This window comes from Flagellimonas chongwuensis, from assembly GCF_013376415.1.
GTDB classification, from domain to species: domain Bacteria; phylum Bacteroidota; class Bacteroidia; order Flavobacteriales; family Flavobacteriaceae; genus Flagellimonas; species Flagellimonas chongwuensis.
Map to the genome: position 1 here is coordinate 167,999 of NZ_WYET01000007.1, position 19,200 is coordinate 187,198.

Here is a 19,200-nt window from a genome sequence, read left to right on the forward strand (position 1 = left end):
GAAACTTTATTCAAATTTTAAATGTCTTAATAATTTATTTGTTTTTAAGGCGTCTCTCAAACGTTTTCGTAATAAATTAGTACAAAAACACTTAAAAATATAAAATATATCAGATTGATTATGGCCGATTTATGGGCTTTTCCGAAAAACGAATCAAGCTATCCTTCCCCATAACCTGAACCTGCCTCTCTTTCGGTAATGAATCCTCAACTTTTGACGGCTCTTCCCGCTTATTGAACACCTTTCTCATCAACTCTCTAAAACTATCAAAATCCACCTGATAGGACAATCCCAGTCCTTGAGTATAGCCTTGTCGTTCGGCCAAGAATTGTTGTATTTGATTTTCCCGGTTAAATATCTTGGCACTCAAGGTACCTTCATCGTTCAATAGTACTTGCACCTCAACGTCCCCTGCCACTACGGTTTCCGAAACTCCACCTACCGGCACCCCTACTCTTCCGTTTACCAAGATTCGGTCGGATAATTGGGTGGATACCGTTACCCCTATCCTATCCTCTGTGGCAATATCTGCATTGGGATCGTTATAGCCCTGTTCGTAGGATACACCAAAGTTCAGTTTATCATTATTGCCCGAGAGAATTTGATTGAAAAGTCCCGAAGCAGTCTGAATCAGGTTGCCGGTTACGGCCTGTTGATTTATCCCTCCTGATTGCGGGTTTACAAAGGTGCCCTGCGCCAATAAAAAGAATGCGTTTCTTTCCTTGATAGTTGGGTCTTGCAACCGATACTCCAGTTCCGATTGCACAACGGATGTAGTGCCCGGAAAGTCGATATCAAACGTGATATTTGGACTTTCAAGTTCGCCATCCAATCGCACCACGACCTCGGTAGGGATTCTACCCGTGTATCCGGCATTATCCAAAAGTGGGGCGGGGTTTGCATTCAGGGAATAAACGGCTTCCAGCCCTAATTGGGCGGCCAATGGGTCTTGCTCCCACAAAATAGTTCCTCCTGGACGCACTTGGAATTTTTTATCGATAACACCACCATATTTAAAGTTATACTCCCCTGTGACCACTACGAAATCCCCATACATGTTGAACTTTCCATTGGTATTGATCTCTATCAGCAAAATACCTTCACCGGTTCCCTTCAGAGAACTCCCGGTGGTCTGGTCGACCACTATCTCCACTTCGGCCTCCGGGGTTACGGCAAGGTCAAATGCCATTTCCAGCCCTTGGTATTCTTCAAGAATCCGTTCTTCTTCCAAAGCTCCTTCGCCTCCCCGTTCTATAAAGTTGATAAAGGAATAATCACCTACGCTGGTTACATCGCTCAATGGAATCTTTAGCGAGGTTCCCCTTGCTGTGCTGGCATCCACTGATATGGTCAAAGCGTCTACAGGACCATAAATACTTCCCGTTCCATTGATAAATCCTTGTCCGTAGTACAGTGATTCCTCGTCGTACTCGGTATTCAAGATCATAAAACGATCGTTTTTGGTATCAACATCCAATCCAAGATACCAATCATCAAAACCTGTATGGCTAATGGTCCCGTCCAAGGTTGCGGTGGTTCCCTCTTCCACATCCGACAATAGCACATTTTCAAAATAAAAGGTTTGATCAAAGAGCCTTACCTGAGAGCGCGGAGCAAAATCATAGTCCACATTGAGGTATGGGATTCCGATTCCCGCATCGTTCAAAGCCAACTGTCCATTAATCGAGGGATTGTTCACATCTCCTGTAATCACTGCATCCCCACTTATAAAGCCTCTAATGTTCGAAATGATATCTTGTCCCAATGGTTTAAAGGGTTCCATGGCAAAATCCTTAAAATTGGCCGTTAGATCAAGTTCCTGTTTGTTGTTGATATTGGTTACCCTACCATTTACGCTCATGCGTTCCTTTCCATCATCATTCAGCCAAGTACTGACACCAAATTCGGTAAGATCGTTGTTCCCATAGATTCCGACCTCCAAATCACCCATTCGCATATCGTTGACGGTAAAGTTTTTGATATTTAGGCTGGAGGTGGGCAAATAGTTGCCATCTTTCTGCAAAATGTTGAGAAACCCCTCTACTTCTCCATTGAGCTTTAAACTATCTATAGTCGGAGTGATCTTGTTGAGGGAAACCAATTTGAACTGAAGATCTAAATCCTTATATGTCGAATCTGCCAACTCGCCCCTTAACCGAATCTGTTCCTCGTTATTGTTGTCCATCACCACATCCTCTATCCGGATGCTGTCCAAGGAACTATTGAAGATGACCTTGTTCTTGTCGTTTCCATTTTTGTTAAGTACCCACGTATTGCCCTTAAAACTCACATCCGATTTTTTTAGACCGATCACCGAACGATTGTTCTCGTTGAACGTATGGTAAAAATTGAGGTTATAACTGTCATTGAACTCGCTCCCTCCTTTGAACTCCGTTCTAAAGAAGAGCGTATCCTTCAAGGTGGTATTGATCAAGCTAAAATCCTTGATATCATAATACACCGTGGACATGTCCTCAACGGATACGAAGGTATTGAACAACGGATTTTTATTATCTATCTTTAATTCGATATTATCAAACTTGTTCCCAAACGCTTCAATACTGGGAGATCTAAAGGTGAGCTTAAAATCGCTTTGGTCGGCCCGAATGGCCCCTCGGATGAACGTGTTTGCATCAAAAGCAATTTCTGGTACGAACACATCAACGATTTTATTGTAAATCCTAAAATTGAAATCGAGGTATTGCCCATCGGAAATCTTGAAGGGTTGATAGTTAGTATAAATGCTTCCTACTGAGTTCTGAACCAATTGGCCCAGCTCGTTGATCTTGAAGCTGCCCCTCATGTATCCTGTAATAATATCCGGGGAGTTGATCTCTATGGTACGGATAGTATCGCTATCAAAAGAGGATACTACACTAAAATCCTCAAAATAATAGGTGTCATTTTTATTTTGATATGTGGTGTTGGAAAATCGCAATTGTCCGGCCATATCGTCCAGATTGTTGCCTTCGATATCCATGTTAACGTGCCCCTTGAAAATTGAAATGCTATCGTTGATGAATTTCAAGGCTTTTAAATCCGCGTAATCGACGGCTGCAACAAAATTGAATTTGTTCTCACGCTCACCAAAGTTGGCCAACCCTTGAAAATCGAATCTGAAGTTTTCGTCGTTACAGAGAAGGACCCCATCGAACAATTGATTCCTTAGGATACCTGATACTTTTATTTTATTGTATTCGTAGCCATTGAATTCAAATTTGTAAACATCACCCGAAATCTCCGTGTTCAAACTCTCTGCTACAAAGCCTTTTCCTTCAACATTCATGTCCATCGAAGCCAGCCCCAATTGGTCATTGTCTATAAATTCTCCGAGATTAAAATCGATCAAGGATATAAAACCAATGTAAGAAGCATCTTCAATTGTCTGCACATTTGTCATTTGCAAATCAACATAACTATCCCCTACCGCAGTATTCAGGTTCACAGTAACATCTATTGAGGTCTCCGTGATCTCAGTATCTCCACGGACGGTGAACTGCCCGAGTTTTTGTACGGACGAAGGAATATTGTCTCCCAAAATTTTGGGCAGGATGCTCCGTAGCTGATAGTAGCTGGAGGTGAGGTTATCTATATCGCCCCGAAGTACGAAAGGAGCCTGCTCGCTGAACATGTTGTCGAACCTAAAATCTCCCCTGATACCTGTATTGTCCGTAAAAAGAAACAGATCATCTACTTGAAGCTGATTAAGTTTACCGCTAAAATTCCCAGTAAAATTCACAATCTTGTCCTGTCCGAACTCATCAAAAAAGGCATTTACCTCGTTCAGGGCAACCGTAGATTCCGTAAAGTTGGCCTCAATATCTACCAGGTCAACAAAATTGGCAAGATCTTCCCTATTGTATTTAAACACGAGATTCCCCTTGAGCTCGGACTGCTCAGTGTCTATCAATAGGGAATCAAAACGCATGTATTCCGTGGTATATTGAAAATCGGCAGCAAGTTTTTCCAATCGGATTCCCCTTTTGGCCAACGTGGAGAGGTTTTCAATTTTTAAAGAAACATCTGGACCAAGGATTTCAAAATCATGTGCCAGAATATCTATTTCGGAAAAGTTCAAGACTTCGGCAGCTTCCAAATTTTCATCGACCAGCCTGAATTTTCCGTTATGGATCTCTACCTCTCCCGATGACAAGAAAAATGGAGGAGTGCCCGGGGCACGGGGCTTCCCATCATCCAACTTATCCACAAAAACATCCAGATTGGTCTGAGACTCGTCTTTGTACGTCTTTAAATTAAAGGTAAGACCGTCCAACTCCATATCGCCAAATTCCATTTTATTATTGGCCATGTTCCGAAGGTTTAGAATGGAGGTGGTGAGTTTGCGTATATAAAAGAGGGTATCCTGTTTATAGTCTTCAACATAAACGCCTTTCAACCCCGCATTTAAATTAAATAGCGATATACTAACCCTATCAACTTGGATATTGGTCCCAAACTCCTCGTTTAACCTATCCGTTGCATATTTTCCCAATTTGGTCTGTACCGATGGCATGGAAAGCACCAATGACCCCAAAACCAGAATAAGGATGATGGCCATTAGGATACGCAACAGTATTTTACGAAGTTTTTTGATAGGGCTTTTATGTTTTACCTTTGATGACCAATTTTTGTTCCAAAACCTGTGGAAAATTCAAAAAAATATATTCTAGCAATCGAATCATCCTGCGATGATACTTCGGCGGCCGTACTTTGCCATACAAAAGTACTGAGCAATGTTGTAGCCACACAAGAAATCCACAAGCAATATGGAGGTGTCGTCCCCGAATTGGCATCCAGGGCCCATCAACAAAATATTGTTCCCGTGGTGCACCAAGCCTTGGCCAAGGCAAATATCGATAAAAAACAACTATCTGCCATAGCATTTACCAGAGGCCCCGGACTTATGGGATCATTATTGGTCGGGACTTCTTTTGCCAAGTCCTTGGCACTTGGGTTGGACATTCCCTTGATCGAGGTCAACCATATGGAAGCACATATTCTTGCCCATTTTATAGAAGATGAGGCGCAGAGGGCTCCTTCTTTTCCTTTTTTGGCCATGACCATTAGCGGTGGACACACACAAATTGTAAAGGTGACCGACCATTTTACCATGGAGGTTTTGGGTGAGACCTTGGACGATGCAGTTGGTGAGGCTTTTGATAAAAGTGCCAAATTAATGGGACTGCCCTATCCGGGAGGCCCACTCATCGACAAATATGCGAAGCTGGGAAATCCGACCGCCTTTACCTTTCCCAAACCAAAGGTCGATGGTCTAAATTTCAGTTTTAGCGGATTAAAAACCAGTATTCTTTACTTTTTGCAACGCGAGTCCCAAAAGAACCCTGATTTTGTGACAGAGAACATAAACGATATTTGCGCCTCGGTACAGTATACCATTTTGGAAATACTAATGGAAAAGCTTCAAATCGCTGTTGAGCAGACCAATATAACCCAAATTGCCATTGGTGGCGGAGTTGCCGCCAATTCAGGAATCCGTGGGAGATTAAGAGATGCTGAGGAAAACTTGGGCTGGCAAACCTTTATTCCTAAATTTGAGTATTGCACGGACAATGCCGCCATGATCGGTATTGTGGGCTACCTCAAATTCAATAAAGGGGAATTTACCCAACAAAATATTGCCGCCAAAGCAAGATATGCCATAGGCAGCTAACTAATTTAAACCTTAGCTATGCAACTTTTTTACAATGCCAAATTGGACAATAGCGCCAAGCAATTTGTTTTTCCTCCGGACGAGAGTAAACACATTGTAAAGGTGCTCAGAAAATCCGAAGGGGATACAGTCCAAATCACCAATGGCAAAGGCTACCTCTTCGAGGCAGAGATTTTGGAGGCGAACCAAAAAAGGTGCAAGGTGCGCATTATTTCGGAAAGTAGGACCATTCCCAAGAGATACAAACTGCACATGGCGGTAGCCCCGACAAAAATGAACGACCGCTACGAATGGTTTTTGGAAAAGGCTACGGAAATTGGCGTGGATGAGATCACTCCTATCATTTGTGACCATTCCGAAAGAAAGACCATCAAACTGGAACGGATGGAAAGAGTGCTGCAATCGGCCATGAAACAATCTTTGCAAACCATTTTACCCAAGATCAATCCACCCATTTCTTATAAAGAATTCATGGAAACAAATATTTCTGTGGGCTTCAAGTTCATTGCACATTGCCAGAACGGGGAAAAGATGGAATTAAAACGAAGAGTTATCGCTGATAACGATGTCACCATACTTATCGGTCCCGAAGGTGACTTCTCAAAGGAAGAAATCGATTTGTCCAAAGAAAAGGGCTATGTCCCCATTTCCTTAGGCCAAAATAGACTCCGTACCGAGACTGCTGCCATTGTGGCTTGTACTACCGTTGCGATTATCAACAACTAAAGAGAAACACTTCATTTTTTTACAAATGATTGTCCTATTTTTAGGGTCGGTTAACCACTCTTCATGAAAAAGAATTTCATTTTTATGGTTTTGCTGGTACTATTTGCATTAAATATGTCCATTGGTCAGCAAATAGCCATTCTCAAATACGGAGGTGGTGGCGATTGGTATTCGAACCCCACGGCACTACCCAACCTGATTGAGTTTTGCAACACCAACATAGACACCAAAATAGATGTGCAACCCGAAACTGTTGAGGCAGGAAGCGTTTCCATATTCAAATATCCCTTTTTGCACATGACCGGCCATGGAAATGTGTTTTTTAATGATGATGAAGTCCAAAATTTACGGACCTATCTTTTATCCGGTGGGTTTCTGCATATTGATGACAACTACGGTATGGAACCCTATTTAAAAAGGGAACTGGAAAAACTATTTCCGGACAGGCAATTGGAAGAGCTTGGGGTAGACCATCCCATTTTTTCTCAAAAGTTCACTTTTCCCGATGGATTGCCTAAAATCCATGAACACGACGGCAAGCGTCCACAGGCGTTCGGCATCTTTGAAAAGGGACGACTTGTTTTGCTGTATACCTACGAATCCGATCTTGGTGATGGCTGGGAAGATCCTACCGTACATAACGACCCTGAAGAAGTTAGGACAAAGGCTCTTCAAATGGGGTCAAACATAATCGAATATGTATTTAAAGGTTGATCAATGAACTCAAAAACAATAGCCAACGGAATATTGAGGGCAGTAGCCATAATGGTAGGTGCAGTACTCATTTGCTGGTTCTTTTATAAAATACAGTCCGTATTGGCCTATTTGGCCATAGCGGCCGTAATAGCCTTGCTGGGGCGCCCTGTTGTCAGGTTTTTGAGGGACAGGCTGAAATTTCCCAACACATTTGCGGTCGTGATCACCATGATATTTATGTTGTTCCTTTTCTTGGGAATACTTGCGCTATTTATCCCGCTTGTTGCCGAACAGAGCAAAAACCTTTCCCTATTGGATATGGAAACGCTCAAAAACGATCTTAATTCGCTGTACCTTCAAACATTGGATTATTTTGGAGCATCCACACGAAGTGTGAACAATATGCTTGACGAATCCAAGATTGAAGAAAACGTGCTCAAGGGACTGGATCTAAAGTTTATTCCCAACTTCATCAATTCCATAGTCAATGTTTTGAGCAATTTTAGCATTGGCCTATTTTCAGTGCTCTTCATCTCTTTCTTTTTTTTAAAGGACAGTAAATTGATGCAAAACGGTATTCTGACTTTTGTTCCCGATGACAAGGAAAGTAATCTGGTAAAATCCGTTGACAAGATCAATAATTTACTTTCAAGATATTTTGCCGGTATCCTATTACAACTGTTCATTCTCTTTGTAATCTACACTATTTCGCTGTTGATTGTAGGCGTTGAAAACGCAATCGTGATCGCGTTCCTCTGTGCCCTTTTCAACATCATTCCATACATAGGTCCGATCATAGGCGGGGTAACTATGGTTCTTTTAACAATGACCACTTTTATCGATGCCGATTTCAGCACCGTAATTCTCCCGAAAGCGATGTATGTTTTAATAGGTTTGACCGTGGGACAATTGATCGATAATTTCTTCTCCCAACCCTTTATTTTTTCCACAAGTGTTAAATCGCATCCGTTGGAAATCTTCTTGATCATTATCATCGCCGGACTTCTTTTTGGCGTGGTGGGAATGGTTGTTGCTGTTCCTGGATATACAGCGATCAAAGTAATTTTGAAGGAGTTTTTAGCCGAAAACTCCTTTGTTAAAAAACTAACTAAAAACCTATAGTTTTAGTTTGAATAAACTAATTTTAAATACTGGTCCACAGGAATTTATACTAAAAAATATTTCAACTGACATCGTGTCAGTTTTACTGGCGAAACCTATTTTTGAAGGAATTCTGCAAAAAGAGCTAGCCGAGCAGATTGAAGCTAAGAAAAAGTGCAAGAACAAACTCCCTACGTGGTTCCGAACGGCCAACATTTATTATCCGAACAAACTGAATATTGAGCAAACCAGCTCAGAGACAACCGCAACATATAAAGCTAGGTTAACAGATGGAAAATCACTCTTGGATGTTACCGGAGGGTTTGGTGTTGACAGCTACTTTTTTTCCAAAAGAATCACCACCATTTTTCACTGCGAAATCAACAAGGATTTGAGTGAAATTGCACACCATAATTTTAAAGTTTTAGGACAAAAAAATATTGAATGTCTGGCTGAGGACGGTATTGAATTCTTAAAAAATTCCTCCTATAATTTTGATTGGATATACGTAGATCCTTCTCGAAGAAATGATGCAAAAGGAAAAGTATTTTTGTTGGAAGATTGTCTGCCCAACCTACCCGAACATCTCCCCTTACTTTTTCAAAAAACCCAAAATATACTGGTAAAAACTTCTCCGCTTTTGGATATAAAATTGGGTGTTGAAGAATTGAATTTTGTGAAGGAAGTTCATGTGGTCGCCGTTCAAAATGAAGTAAAGGAACTTTTGTTTGTTTTGGAAAAGGAGTACCATGGAAGTATCAAAATAAGAACCATTAACGCAACCCCGGTACAGGAAGAGACCTTCGATTTTAAACTGGAGCAAGAGCAAGATTCCCAAGCTGATTTTGGCAAACCATCATCCTACTTGTATGAGCCCAATGCCGCAATTTTAAAATCAGGAGGGTTCAAATCTGTTGGAAAAAGCTACAACCTTGCCAAATTACATCCTCATTCCCATTTGTACTCGTCGGATAAAATCATCGACTTTCCCGGCAGAAGATTTAAAATCATCAAAGCACTGCCTTACTCAAAAAAATCAGTTAAATCAATGGACGTGGCCAAAGCAAATATTACGACACGTAATTTTCCCATATCAGTGGCCGAAATCCGTAAAAAACATAAAATAAAGGATGGTGGGAACAGATACCTTTTCTTCACCAAATCCATCGATGATTCATTGTTAGTATTGAATTGCGAAAAAATACAGGACTAGTCCAGATTGGCCACCCAATCAAAAAAGAGGTCTATCCAACCTTTCAACTTTTGGTCCTTCAATGCAAGAGAAAACCCATGGCCACCTGTTGGGTACACATGCATGGTAGTCGGAACATTGTGCTCCCTCAAAGCGTCAAAAAACATGATGGAATTTTCCACGGGAACCGCACCATCATCCATTGCATGCAGTAAAAAAGTAGGCGGAGTATTAGCTTGCACATGTTTTTCGTTGGATAAATAATTCACTGATTCATCAGCTGCATCCTCACCCAGCAGCGAAACCCTGGAACCTGTATGGGTACTTGGCTCCCCTAACGTAATCACAGGGTAAATCAACGCCATGAAATCTGGACGGGCGGATAAATCATCAACTTCATCCTGCCTTTTGTAAACACTTTCATTATAGTGTGTCCCCAAAGTTGAGGCCAAATGCCCGCCAGCAGAAAATCCCATTATTCCAATTTTTTTGGAATCGATGTTCCACTCATCGGATTTGGACCTGACCAATCTAATAGCGCGTTGCGCATCCTGTAATGGGACAACATGTTTACCTTCGGAAATGGATTTGGACCCGGGCAATCGGTATTTTACCACAATGCCAGCTATCCCCTTTGTCGTCAACACTTTGGCTATATCGGTTCCTTCCCAATCATATGCAAGACCAGCGTATCCGCCCCCTGGGAAAATAATCACTGCCTGTCCGGTCATGTTTCTTTTTGAAGGAAGGTACACTTCCAATGTAGGTTCTTGAACGTTTGTCACCCAAAGAATACCATCATCAGATTTACTTATCACCTCTTCTCCATTAGATTGATGTTGATTAGGTATGGATTTTGGCCAAAGTGGCATTATGGTATCTTGTGCCGACATTCCAACTGAAATTAATATTATAACTAAGGTTGATTTTTTAAGTGTTTTTATAAAGTTGAAATGGTTATTGATTACATTCCCATTTAAAATTGGCCACTGGATCATTGGAGGCTGCGGATAGATTGTAATGCCACCACTCGGTTCTTATGGACCAAAAACCATGTGCTTCCATGGTTTCCTTAAGTAGTTTCCGGTTGTCTAATATATCTTGTGGTAAATCCATGTTATCGTGATAGGCCCTTTTTCCAAAGTAATCAAAGTCAGTCCCCATATCCAGTTCTTTGCCGTCCATGTCCACTAACGTAATGTCCACGGCCCCACCCTTATTGTGAATAGAGCCCTTATCAGGATTGGCAACATATTGAGGATTGGGCACTATTTCCCACATTTTGTATTGTACGGAGTTGGGTCGGTAGCAATCATAAAATTTGATTTTGACACCTTTTTCCATAAAATCCTTGTTGGCCTGTATCAATGCTTTTGCTGTTTTTACCCGGGTGAAACACTCGGCACAATCGTAAACTTTGGCCTTTAGGAAATTATTCTCTGTCGCATAGCGCATATCATAGGCAAAATCCTCGCTAAAGTCAGCGAGCCTTACAAAAGTGGTATCTGGCAGCCCTTCAAAGGTTTCTAGTTTGGGCTTGTCAACCTTTATGATAGAATCTTTGGACATAGAATCCATAACGATTCCCGTCTCAACTTCCGCAGTATTGTTTTGATCGGTCTTTTTTCTTTGATTACAACTTATGGTAAGAAGAATTGAGAATAAAACAATTGAATATTTCATAGGGTTTATTTAGTTCGTTTTTTGCTGGCCAACCATGTATACAATGAATCTGTGGTGTATGCTCTGTCCCATGCATTATGGCCAACGCCCTTATATCTTGTATAGCGAACATCGTATCCCATTTCACGTAACTTATCGACCATCTTATCGGACTCCTCCACATTGATTACATCGTCTTTATCCCCATGGAAAACCCATATGGGCATTTCTTTGTCTATCCAATGGGCGTAAGGCAGGGGCGTCATGCCGCAGACCACCGCCATGGCGGCAAACTTTTCGGGGTATTGGGTCGCCAGCTCCCAAGAGGCACTACCTCCCCTACTCAATCCTGTTAAATAAATCCTGTTCTTATCCACCCGGTTGGCTTGCGTTACAGAATCCAACAATTGGACGACCGCATCGGTATTCCACCACTTTTGTGCATGTGGGTTCTGTGGGGCAAGTATTAAAAATGGAAATTGTTTGCCTTCAACCAACATTTTGGGCGGGCCAGTATCTTTGATTTCCTCAACATTCCTGCCCGACTCACCTCCTCCATGAAGAAAGAGCAATAGGCCGAATTCTTTGTTTTCGGATTTAAAATAATCCTCAGGATAGTAGAGGTAGTATTTTAAATGTTCTTTGGTAACGGTTTCCAGCTCATCTTGAACTAAATGGGATTGTCCGGCACAGGCCTGAAGCATCAATACTGCGAAAAAAATAAAAAACCGGGATAGTTTGTTTTGCATTGTAATTGCAATTTACAAAAGTTTCTCCGCTATATCCTTCCAAGTATCCGCTCTCTCAAATGATGTGACATTGGTATTATGTGGAGAGGTAAACATAATTGACCTACCATCAAAAAAATCAAGGTTTTTGCTTCTATCATCTATAAGGACATCGCCTTTTAAAATATGTTTGTTACCACACAGTATTCTATTTTGCCATGGAATAAATGGAAAATGTGCATCCAGCCAATCCGATTTTTCCCGTAAAGATTGTGGAAACTCCATCGCTGCGGATGCTATATATACCTCGTGTTTCTTGCTCAATTCTTCGAGTACTTCTTGACTGTCGGGCATCACCTTTAAACCGGCAAAAAATCCATCGCGCCTTGTATGGCCTTTAATGGATTCTTGATGAATTTCGGGAACGGTTTGCCAAAATTCCTTACCAAAACAGTCCTCAATTTTTACTTGGGCGTTAAACTCCTGATTGTAAATTTCCAGATGGGCGGTATAAGCATCTGCAATAACCTCATCCATATCAACAAAAATGACCATAGAAGTAGTATTTAAGTTGTGAAGTACGCAAAAACTGAATAAAAAATCAAAGTTTTCCACAATTCAAAACACAGCTTTTACAATTTGGTCATAAGGCTATGATCAACCGATGAAATACCGGTTTAAGAATAGCTTAACGCAATTCAACGTCAAATAAAAACTGTTCAAAAAACTCCTTAAAAACCATATTGCCAAGCATTTATTACTCAATACTTTTGCACCCGAATTTTAAGATTATGAAAGGATTTAGCAGAATATTAGGTGTTTTAATGGTGTTTACTTTTGTTGTTTCTTGCTCCACAGATTCTGTAGAGGATGTAGAAACTTTTCACTACGAATCTCAATTATCACCCATGGAGATGGAGATTCTTGACCTTGTCAACCAGCATAGGGATTCAATTGGTTTGAGTACACTTGAATTTGACAAAATTGCCTACGATTTTGCTATTGAGCACACCATGGATATGATTGATAAAAATAAAATCAGTCATGATAATTTTGACCGAAGATCCTCTGACCTTACCATAGCGGCCAAAGCCAACTACGTATCAGAAATTGTTGGACGAAATTTTGTTACGGCTAAAGGTGTGGTCAATGCCTGGCTAAAAAGTGATTCGCACCGTAAAGCAATTGAGGGTAATTATAAGTTCACTGCGGTAAGTGCAAAATTAAATGACAAAGGTGTTTTTTACTTCACCCAAATGTTTTACAGATAGTCTAACTCCTTCTTTATTAAAAATATTTTCCTACATATTTTTTATCAAAATATTTAATATCTGATTTCCCTGTATTACCAGATTTTATGCGTATTTACACGAAAACGTTGAATATCAGTTATTTATTCATTTTTCCTATTTAATAACGAGTTTTTTCCTACAATTTAAAATATTTGACATATAATTACGTTTTAAACAATAATTAAAACATTTTTTTATGGATCAAGTATTACTTTGCTTAAAAAAGTGCTTATTTACTATTTTAATCTTGTCTATTAATTGGACAGTAGGAGCACAAACCTTCGCGACAACCGTCAATAGCGAAAATGAAGTTGACAATTCTGCTAATGCAATTGACGGGAACCTTTCTACCCAAGCCACTATCAGGGCAAGCTCAGGCCTTGCTCTTGGTGCAGGAGCTTATGATGGACATTTAGAGTTAGAATTCCCATCTACATTACCATCGAATACACAATCGTTTGTTAAAATTGATACAGAAGATGACCTACTGCCTTCGCTTTTGGGAGGTAGTTTAGGGGGACTATTGGCTGATGTCCTAGGAACGGTCCTTATAGGAAATCAAGAATTTACGGTAACCATAAGTAACAATGGCGCCATGTTACTACAGGAATCATCAGGAAGTAACAATGCTTTTTCGTCAGATCAACTTAGAGTCGTAACGGATGCCAACAACGATTTTTTTCTGGCCATATCCCCTAGTGCGGATTATAACCGCGTCAGGATCGATAACCAAATAGGTGCTATCCTTGGTTTGTTCAACACTCGGGCTTTGGATGTATTCGGAGCTTTTTCCGGTAGTGACCCCAATGTATGCGGAACACCAAGCTACACCTCCTTTGATGGGAGCGGTCTTTCCTTGGACCTATTGGGATTGGGAGGGGCCGGTGTCACAGATTCACACTTGGCCATAGATGGTGACCCAAATACAGCTTCCGAAATAGGTCTCGGTGTTCTCGGTGTAGCTGCGAGCATTGAACAAACTATATATTTCGAATCCCTTTCCCAGTCTGGTGACAATTTTTATATCCAACTCGCCATTGATCCATCACTATTGAGCTTGGGATTGGCAAACAACATACAGGTTATTGCACAAAATGGTTCTAACTCACCTACCTTTAACGGAAGCCTTTCCTCATTACTGGATTTGGACCTTTTAGGGCTTTTGGAAGGAGGTCAAGTCGCTACCATACCCATAGATCCCACTGGTCAGGCCAATCGAATTACACTTCGCCTATCGTCGCTATTGAATGTTGACATTGCACAATCCATCAATCTATATGAGGTTTTTCGTGCTCCTGCATTGCCCGATTTGGATGCCGATTCCCAAGACGTGAGCATCTGTTCAGGAGAATCTGTTGATTTGGTCGCCACAACGGTTGGTGGAGCTGAATTAAGATGGTACAATGCACAGACTGGTGGTACACTTTTGGCTACGGTAAATTCAGGTGATCCATACACAACCCCTGTTTTAACTTCCAGCACTACCTATTTTGTTGCTTCTGCAGATCCAGCGTGTCCAGAAGAGTCACCAAGAATTCCAGTAGAGGTAAATGTCGTGGATATTCCTACAGCCGCCGATATAGACATTTCTGGAGATGAATCACCTATATGTTCATCCAACGATGTGGTACTGATCCCGTCAAGCGATATTGATGGAACATACACTTGGTTTTTCGATGTCAATGCGACCAGTGAAATTACCGATGGACTTACCGTTGGTTCGGTCAACTATTCCATTGACCCCCAAGATGGATCACTCACTATTACCGGACTAGATGAAGCTGGTAGCCCATACAACTATTTTGTACGAGTGACCGAATCATCCGCAGGCTGTGAAAATCCTGCTGGAGATCTACAATCCACAACAGTGGAAATTGTGGACTCGGGAGCAAGTATCTCCATAGATGCCACACCAGAAATCACTCTGGATATACTGGCGGATATTTTTCAACTGGACCCTACATTTAATGTCTCTGGAAGTATAAGTGGCGATGCCAGTCCTGGCGATGCCATTATCCTAAACGTAAACGGACAGAGCTTTAATGGCGTCTTGGATACAAATCTGGATTTCAGTGTAGACGTGAACGGTATAGACCTATCCTTGGATGCCAATAGCACCATTGATGTATTTGTGGATGCTGGCCTGTGTACACTGACCGGGGGCATCGAAATCGACATCCCTGATTTGATCATCGATGATTTGGTTCAGACATTCTGTGCATCGGACAATCCCACCCTACTGGATTTAGTGGTCAATGTGAACGATGTACTCTTCTTTGATAGTCTTGATGCTGACCTTGCCCTAGACCTTAGCACACCCTTGGTTGACGGCGAAGTATACTTTGCTGGAATCTTGGATGTTCCCATTGAAGTACTGGTGCGTGTAGGCATTTCAGTAAACCTTATTGATCCCCCGGCTCCAACCACTAGCGAAACTGAACAAACTTTTTGTGCAAGTGAAAATGCAACACTGGCTGACCTTCAAGTCAACGAATCCAGTGTCCTGTTCTATTCGGATGCCGAAGGAAATAATCTTCTTGACCCATCCACACCACTTGTAGACCAAGAATCCTATTTCGTTTCCAATGTAAGTCCAGAAGGCTGCGAAAGTACATCGTTATTGGAAGTATCCGTGCTGGTGGAAGAAGGGGAACCAATTACCGTTAGCGGCCAATCCGAGGATACGTGCTTGAATGAAGAGTACACCTATACCACCGAAAGTGGAAAACAGAATTACACATGGACGGTTACCGGAGGCACTGTTGTTGATGGTGGCGGCACATCCGATGATTTTGTATCCGTTACTTGGAACAGCCTTGATAATAATTCCATCAGTGTAGCATACGACGATCCTGTTTCTTGTACATCTACAGATTCATTTCAATTGGATATTGCGACCATAGAATGTGGAGAGGTATTGGATGAGGAGTTTTGCCTACGGGTATACAATGAGTTTTCGCCCAACAATGACGGCTTCAACGATTTCTTTGAAATTGAATGCATTGAAGACTACTCCAATACCATTGAAGTTTTTAACAGGAATGGAAATACTGTGTTCAAAGCGGTCGATTATCGCAACACTTGGGACGGTATAGCAAATGTGAACGGAATCCTGAACAAAGGAGACCATCTTCCTTCTGGAACATATTATTATGTAATCAACATTCCAGAACTGGACCGTAACCTTGTAGGCTGGTTACAACTCGCCAGGTAGTCCCAATATTAAAAATCAATTCCATCAATTATGATAAAGAACATTCAATATAAAATGGTTGCTTCTCTGTGCATAGTCTTGGCTCACTTTGGCACAACAGCACAGCAAGCCCCACAGTACACACAGTACATGTACAATACCACTGTACTCAATTCCGGATATACCGGTACATCTGCCAACTTCGAGGCAAATGTCCTGTACCGCTCGCAATGGGTAGGTTTGGACGGGGCCCCGGAAACCCAATCCTTTACCGTTCAGGGAAGGACTGGTGAAAAAATAGGGCTCGGATTAACAGCGATCAACGATAATATCGGAGCATCCAACAATGTTCGCGTAAACGGACATTTTGCTTATGAACTTACCACCGGGGCAAGCACAAAACTATCCCTTGGAATCAATGCAGGTGCCGATATCCTGAGCATTGACTGGTCCAAAGGGGTCTTTAATGACGATTTGGACCCTGTTTTTAGCGAAAACCTGAACAAGACAAGGCCCATCGTTGGGTTTGGGGCATTCTTTTATAGCGACCATTGGTATTTGGGAGCTTCGACAGATAACTTTCTGAACTCAGAAATATACAATGATGATGACCGTGAAGTAACCGATAGAAAAAGTCAATATTATTTTATGGGAGGCTATGTGTTTGACCTATCCCCATCCTTAAAGTTCAAACCAGCACTGCTTACAAAACATATAGCAGGGGCACCCCTAACAGTGGACATCTCGGCCAACTTCTTGATTCAGGAAAAAGTGAACCTTGGTCTGGCCTACAGATACGACGATGCGCTAAGTGCATTGGCCGGTTTTCATTTGGGCAGCAAGTTCTTTATTGGCTATGCCTATGATTACTCTTTGACAGGACTCGAAAACTATAATGATGGGTCCCATGAAATCATTCTTAAGTTCACTGTTTTTGATAGGAACAAAAGAGCATTATCACCCCGATTCTTTTAAAAAATCGCATCATGAAAAAAATAATACTACTTATAGTTCTCGGTTACTCAATAGCGGGCCTCGCCCAGAGCAAATTGGATAGGGCCGATCAATACTTCGATGAGTTCAAGTTTGAAAAAGCAATTACACTTTACAACGATCTTGCTTCCGAAGACAGAAAAACTTCCATTCACGTTATCCAGCGATTGGCCGATGCCCATTTTAATATGAGCGAGTACCAAAATGCAAAGGATTGGTACATGAAACTCCATGCCATGCAAGGACAAAATGTGGGCGAAAGCAACATTATAAAACTTGTACAATGTTTAAAAGCCAGTATGGAACCCCAAAAAGCGGATCAGTTGCTCAAGGACTTTTATTCTTCCGATCAAGATAGGTTGAATATGATTCTGGCACAAAAGGAACAATTGGAAAGTCTTAAGGAGGAAAATCCAAAGTTCGAAATCAAAAAATTGGACTTTAACAGTAAAAAATCCGACTTCGCCCCGGCAATGTTCAACGATATGCTAGTTTTTGCATCGGCAAGGGACACTTTAAGGTCCAGCGGTAAGATATATCCTTGGAACAATCAACCTTATCTGGATGTGTACCTGACCAACCCGAACGTTGCTGATTATGTTCCAGAAAAGTTCTTGGACAACATGGACTCAGATTTCCACGACTCCAATGTAGCCTTCGCTCCGGGGTCACAGACCGTATATTTTACCCGAAACTACATTAAAAAGAACAAGTTGAACGCCAACAACGATGGTCTATCCAATATGCAAATCTTAAAAGGTAGTATTTATCAGAACAAGCTTATTGAGGTTACATCACTATCGTTCAATAGTAAAGATTATTCCTGCGGCCATCCTGCAATAAGTTCGGACGGTAAATTCCTATACTTTACCTCCAATATGCCCGGCGGATATGGGCACAGTGATATTTATGTGGTAGAAATTGGAATGGAAGGGGATGCCATATCGCCACCAAAAAATTTGGGGAAACAGATAAATACCAAGGGGCGTGAAATGTTCCCCTTTGTAGATGGTGATACGCTTTATTTTGCTTCTGATGGGCATTATGGCCTTGGTGGGTTGGATGTTTTTGGCTCCACTATTTTATCAGAAAACAAGTTTGATTTGCCTAGTAATTTGGGTGAGCCCATCAATGGAAACATGGATGACTTTTCCCTTATCTACAATGCTAAAAAGGACCTTGGCTTTTTTGCATCCAACCGATTCGGAGGCGCTGGGGATGACGACATTTACCAGATAAATAAAGCCAAACCAGTGGACTGCCTAGTATATTCCGGCTATGTCTTGAACAAAAATACAGGGGATCCCATACCTCTTTCCAAAATTGAACTTTACGATGGCGCAACTGGATTTGTAAGTGCGCTTCAAACGGATGGTAATGGCTACTTCAACATTACGCTGCCTTGTAACAAAGAGAATAAACTTGTATTCTCTAAACCCCGTTTCACTAAAGAGGAAGTAAGCATCATTACCGGAGAAAACCCTCAAGAACCCTCCGAGGAAAATATGATCTACCTCACTCCTTTTGAAAGCCTAGTTGTAAAGGAAGGAGACGTTGAAAAAATTAAGGTGAACCCCATTTATTTTGAATATGACAAATCAGATATCACCCCTAGAGCGGAAATAGAGCTGGAAAAAGTGCTCTACGCCATGAGGGAGTTTCCAGGCATCAAAATAAAAATCGAATCCCATACCGATTCTAGAGGTAGTGACCAATATAATTTTAAACTATCGGACGATAGGGCCAAATCGACCATGAGATATCTAATATCCAAGGGTATAGATCATGGCAGAATTGTAAGTGCCGACGGTTATGGGGAATATCGATTGAAAAATAGATGCTCCAACGGTGTCAAGTGCAGTGAGCAAGAACATTTGCTCAATAGACGTTCGGATTTTATCATTGTTGAAAAAAATGAAAATATGGAGAACGTCCAAAGATAATGT

The 19,200-nt window shown here is 41.4% G+C and carries 14 protein-coding genes; 9 read left to right on the forward strand and 5 right to left on the reverse strand.

The window, feature by feature from the left end; translation table 11 throughout:
* Window positions 1-118: 118 nt before the first annotated feature.
* Complete coding sequence (locus GUA46_RS13575; protein ID WP_176620937.1) at window positions 119-4,558, reverse strand: translocation/assembly module TamB domain-containing protein; 4,440 nt, start codon at window positions 4,556-4,558, stop codon at window positions 119-121.
* A gap of 84 nt (window positions 4,559-4,642) precedes the next feature.
* Here GUA46_RS13575 and tsaD point away from each other — a divergent pair, with 84 nt between their 5' ends.
* The 5 genes from tsaD to GUA46_RS13600 all read left to right on the forward strand — a co-directional run bounded on the left by tsaD (window position 4,643) and on the right by GUA46_RS13600 (window position 9,407).
* The gene (gene tsaD / locus GUA46_RS13580; protein ID WP_176620938.1) at window positions 4,643-5,671 is read left to right on the forward strand and encodes a tRNA (adenosine(37)-N6)-threonylcarbamoyltransferase complex transferase subunit TsaD; all 1,029 of its coding nucleotides are present in this window, start codon (window positions 4,643-4,645) and stop codon (window positions 5,669-5,671) included.
* 18 nt (window positions 5,672-5,689) lie between these two features.
* Entirely contained in the window at window positions 5,690-6,397 is a 708-nt protein-coding gene (locus tag GUA46_RS13585) for a 16S rRNA (uracil(1498)-N(3))-methyltransferase (RefSeq protein ID WP_176620939.1), read from the forward strand.
* A gap of 63 nt (window positions 6,398-6,460) precedes the next feature.
* Entirely contained in the window at window positions 6,461-7,111 is a 651-nt protein-coding gene (locus GUA46_RS13590; protein WP_176620940.1) for a DUF4159 domain-containing protein, read from the forward strand.
* 3 nt (window positions 7,112-7,114) lie between these two features.
* Window positions 7,115-8,215: an AI-2E family transporter gene (locus GUA46_RS13595; protein ID WP_176620941.1), complete on the forward strand. Its 1,101-nt coding sequence runs from the start codon at window positions 7,115-7,117 to the stop codon at window positions 8,213-8,215.
* 73 nt (window positions 8,216-8,288) lie between these two features.
* The gene (locus tag GUA46_RS13600; protein ID WP_313790871.1) at window positions 8,289-9,407 is read left to right on the forward strand and encodes a THUMP-like domain-containing protein; all 1,119 of its coding nucleotides are present in this window, start codon (window positions 8,289-8,291) and stop codon (window positions 9,405-9,407) included.
* Here GUA46_RS13600 and GUA46_RS13605 read toward each other — a convergent pair.
* The 4 genes from GUA46_RS13605 to GUA46_RS13620 form a co-directional block, all read right to left on the reverse strand.
* Entirely contained in the window at window positions 9,404-10,279 is an 876-nt protein-coding gene (locus GUA46_RS13605) for an alpha/beta hydrolase (protein ID WP_229418512.1), read from the reverse strand. The two genes, GUA46_RS13600 and GUA46_RS13605, sit on opposite strands and share 4 nt — an antisense overlap.
* 64 nt (window positions 10,280-10,343) lie before the next feature.
* Window positions 10,344-11,069, reverse strand: a complete 726-nt coding sequence (locus GUA46_RS13610) for a M15 family metallopeptidase (RefSeq protein WP_176620943.1) — start codon at window positions 11,067-11,069, stop codon at window positions 10,344-10,346.
* Between the two features lie 5 nt (window positions 11,070-11,074).
* A complete protein-coding gene (locus GUA46_RS13615) occupies window positions 11,075-11,797 on the reverse strand; it encodes a carboxylesterase family protein (protein WP_108244277.1) in 723 nt (240 codons plus the stop codon).
* Between the two features lie 12 nt (window positions 11,798-11,809).
* A complete protein-coding gene (locus GUA46_RS13620) occupies window positions 11,810-12,331 on the reverse strand; it encodes a 5' nucleotidase, NT5C type (RefSeq protein WP_176620944.1) in 522 nt (173 codons plus the stop codon).
* Window positions 12,332-12,567: 236 nt separating this feature from the next.
* On the opposite strand from GUA46_RS13620, the gene GUA46_RS13625 reads away from it, so the two are divergent.
* The 4 genes from GUA46_RS13625 (at window position 12,568) to GUA46_RS13640 (ending at window position 19,197) form a co-directional block, all read left to right on the forward strand.
* Entirely contained in the window at window positions 12,568-13,047 is a 480-nt protein-coding gene (locus GUA46_RS13625; RefSeq protein WP_108244279.1) for a CAP domain-containing protein, read from the forward strand.
* A 268-nt stretch (window positions 13,048-13,315) separates the two neighbouring features.
* A complete protein-coding gene (locus GUA46_RS13630; protein WP_229418513.1) occupies window positions 13,316-16,282 on the forward strand; it encodes an Ig-like domain-containing protein in 2,967 nt (988 codons plus the stop codon).
* Between the two features lie 30 nt (window positions 16,283-16,312).
* A complete protein-coding gene (locus tag GUA46_RS13635; RefSeq protein ID WP_176620946.1) occupies window positions 16,313-17,236 on the forward strand; it encodes a PorP/SprF family type IX secretion system membrane protein in 924 nt (307 codons plus the stop codon).
* An 11-nt stretch (window positions 17,237-17,247) separates the two neighbouring features.
* Window positions 17,248-19,197, forward strand: a complete 1,950-nt coding sequence (locus tag GUA46_RS13640; RefSeq protein WP_176620947.1) for an OmpA family protein — start codon at window positions 17,248-17,250, stop codon at window positions 19,195-19,197.
* The last annotated feature ends 3 nt before the right edge of the window (window positions 19,198-19,200 follow it).